The sequence below is a fragment of the Pseudoalteromonas sp. SG43-6 genome (genome assembly GCF_014164365.1).
In the GTDB taxonomy this organism is placed as follows: Bacteria; Pseudomonadota; Gammaproteobacteria; order Enterobacterales; family Alteromonadaceae; genus Pseudoalteromonas; species Pseudoalteromonas rhizosphaerae.
On record NZ_JACJEZ010000072.1, the window covers coordinates 16,450 to 19,252 of the forward strand.

General features: G+C 37.9%; 4 protein-coding genes. 3 read left to right on the forward strand and 1 reads right to left on the reverse strand.

The window, feature by feature from the left end:
- Positions 1-557 precede the first annotated feature (557 nt).
- The gene (locus H5201_RS20735) at positions 558-1,214 is read right to left on the reverse strand and encodes a LiaF domain-containing protein (RefSeq protein ID WP_145236722.1); all 657 of its coding nucleotides are present in this window, start codon (positions 1,212-1,214) and stop codon (positions 558-560) included.
- Positions 1,215-1,556: 342 nt separating this feature from the next.
- On the opposite strand from H5201_RS20735, the gene H5201_RS20740 reads away from it, so the two are divergent.
- The 3 genes from H5201_RS20740 (at position 1,557) to H5201_RS23305 (ending at position 2,536) form a co-directional block, all read left to right on the forward strand.
- The gene (locus tag H5201_RS20740) at positions 1,557-2,120 is read left to right on the forward strand and encodes a BON domain-containing protein (protein WP_182785291.1); all 564 of its coding nucleotides are present in this window, start codon (positions 1,557-1,559) and stop codon (positions 2,118-2,120) included.
- Positions 2,121-2,184: 64 nt separating this feature from the next.
- Positions 2,185-2,343, forward strand: coding sequence for a YqaE/Pmp3 family membrane protein (locus H5201_RS20745; protein ID WP_149980587.1), 159 nt, complete (start codon positions 2,185-2,187; stop codon positions 2,341-2,343).
- 58 nt (positions 2,344-2,401) lie between these two features.
- Positions 2,402-2,536, forward strand: coding sequence for a hypothetical protein (locus H5201_RS23305; protein WP_259397404.1), 135 nt, complete (start codon positions 2,402-2,404; stop codon positions 2,534-2,536).
- Positions 2,537-2,803 lie beyond the last annotated feature (267 nt).

Genomic DNA, 2,803 nt, shown 5'->3' on the forward strand with positions numbered 1-2,803 from the left:
TGTTTAATTACTCACTGTAGGCGAGTGGCTTGCCACCGCGATACTCAATATTGTTTCGGTGTTTTTGCGTCAGCAAGCTCAACGCCTACGGTGTTAACGTTAATCTCAGTGTTTAATTACTCACTGTAGGCGAGTGGCTTGCCACCGCGATATTCAATATTGCTTCGGTGTTTTTGCGCCAGCAAGCTTAACGCCTACGGGTGTTAACGGTAATCTCAGTGTTTAATTACTCACTGTAGGCGAGTGGCTTGCCACCGCGATATTTAATATTGTTTCGGTGTTTTTGCGTCAGCAAGCTTAACGCCTACGAGTGTTAACGGTAATCTCAGTGTTTAATTACTCACTGTAGGCGAGTGGCTTGCCACCGCGATACTCAATATTGTTTCGGTGTTTTTGCGTCAGCAAGCTCAACGCCTACGGTGTTAACGTTAATCTCAGTGTTTAATTACTCACTTGTAGGCGAGTGGCTTGCCACCGCGATATTCAATATTGTTTCGGTGTTTTCGCGTCAGCAAGCTTAACGCCTACGGTGTTAAGCTTTAACTGTGTTTTATCTATTAATGTTTATTGATATCTTGCCAACTGGTTTTAAGGCTGTTGGCGAATGAGACAAACTTTTCTTTAATGGTGCGCTTAATTTTAATTTCCACAGAGCCCAGAATAACTTTTCCTTCGATAGTAATGGTTGGCCCTTGGTGTTTATTCAGTGACACTGATTTGTTTTCAACACTACCAATAATACTGAACAGTTTTGATACAACATTGACGTGTTCTGGCACATAAATTTCATCATTGCCTAGTAAGCAATTGACATGGATGGTGATATTTTGATGCTGAAATATGGCGTCAGTGAAATCAAGTTCAATAGAACCAAGTAAGTTCGTCAGGTGGATTTCTTTTGGTACTACCCATTGCCCACTGCGCTCGTTTGATCCTAAGATACTTCGCAAGTGCAATGTTTCATCGCTGCTTTTATTACTATAGTTTGGGCTAAACTGCGCACGTTTTTCCCACTGGTAATTACTATCGGTTGTTAATTCTAGGTCACTTACCAAATCAATTAAGCTTTGGTTATCTTTCGCAGCCATTGCCTGATCTAATCGACGCTCAAAAGCATCAGCTGAAATAACAGCATGACTGTAGTTATATATTAATTGATCAATAACTTGTTCACGCACTTGCTCAATTGGGCGATCTTCTAATTTTACAGTCATGATGTATTCCTTATAAGTGATGCTGTTGGTGTATTTTACGATTGTCAGTACTGCAATAGTTAAAGCAAAGCTTAGGCCATTTATTAATTAGCTTAATAATCAATAGTTTAAATTTATTTTTGTTAGATGTATTTGTTATATTAACGACAGATTAACGAATAATGCTATTAAATGGTTAATTTTGCAACGACCAGAATAAATTACCGAGCAGTCTGTAAATAATTACCAAGACTAAAGCTAGCGCTATATCAAATAAAGCTTAAGTTATTGATTTTAATTGCTTTAAAAGTTGGCTTGATGTTCGCATTAATCATATTGTCTTTAATCAAAAGGAGAAAGATTATGAAAACATTTAACAAATCTATTATTGCAGCGTTAGTTCTTGGTACAACCGCTATGGGTGCGCAAGCAAACAGCTGGGAAAATGAAAGTAAAGATGCTTGGATTGATGGTAAGGCAGAAACGGTTCTGTTAATGAACACTAACTTAAACAACTTTGACATTAACACTGATGTAAAAAATGGCAAGGTTGTACTAACTGGTAAAGTTGAAAGTGAGCTTGATAAAGAGCTAGCGGAAGAGCTTATCTTAAGTCTAGATGGTGTAACTGATGTTGATAACGAGCTAACGGTCGTTAAAAACAAGGACACAAAAAGCAAGAAGATGAAATCAGATAGCACAGAAAGTGATTTAACGGATGCTAAAATTACTACCGTTATTACAACACGCTATTTGTTTAATTCTGAAGTAGGCGGTACGGATATTGACGTAGATACCGATAAAGGTGTGGTAACGCTAAATGGTACTGTTGGTTCGGATGCTGAAAAACAGCTAGCGGTGAAAATTGCTAAGAATGCCGAAGATGTTCGCGATGTAGTTGATAACTTAACTATTGTAGCTGAATAATCTATAAGCCACGAATGCCCAGTTATGCTGGGCTTTCTTATATAAATTTCAGGGAGTGAGAGTCATGGATTTAATACGAATTATATTTTCAGTACTTATTCCACCACTTGGTGTATTTTTACAAGTTGGTTTAGGTGCTCAGTTTTGGATTAATATTTTGTTAACATTACTAGGGTATATTCCTGGTCTGATACATGCAATTTATATAATCGGACGTCGTTAGAGTCACAGTGTGAAATATAACAAGGATGAACAGCCAATAGATGGCAAGGAGTAACATTATGGATAACGTATTAAGGAAAAACCAACAAGGGATCGTAAAAAGCGCAAAGCCACTTTGGACGGCACAGCAATGGAAGGAACTAATGAATAGCGCATCAAGGAGCGAAGTAAAAGCAGCAAGGAATGGGCTTTAAATAAGTAGATATTAGAAGGATTTTGCTAGGATGTTATATACCAAAATTATAAGTGTATGTTGTTATTTTCATTAAGAACATCCACTTATAACCTTCCCCAAGAATGTTTAACCTCTCATTTTATTATAGTCATAGGTGTTTTTGCGTCAGCAAGCTTAACGCCTACGGGTGTTAAAGTTTATCTCGGTGTTAAATCACTTGTAGGCGAGTGACTTGCCACTGCGTTTTAAATGTGGCTCGGAGTTTGTGCGTCAGCAAGCTTAACGC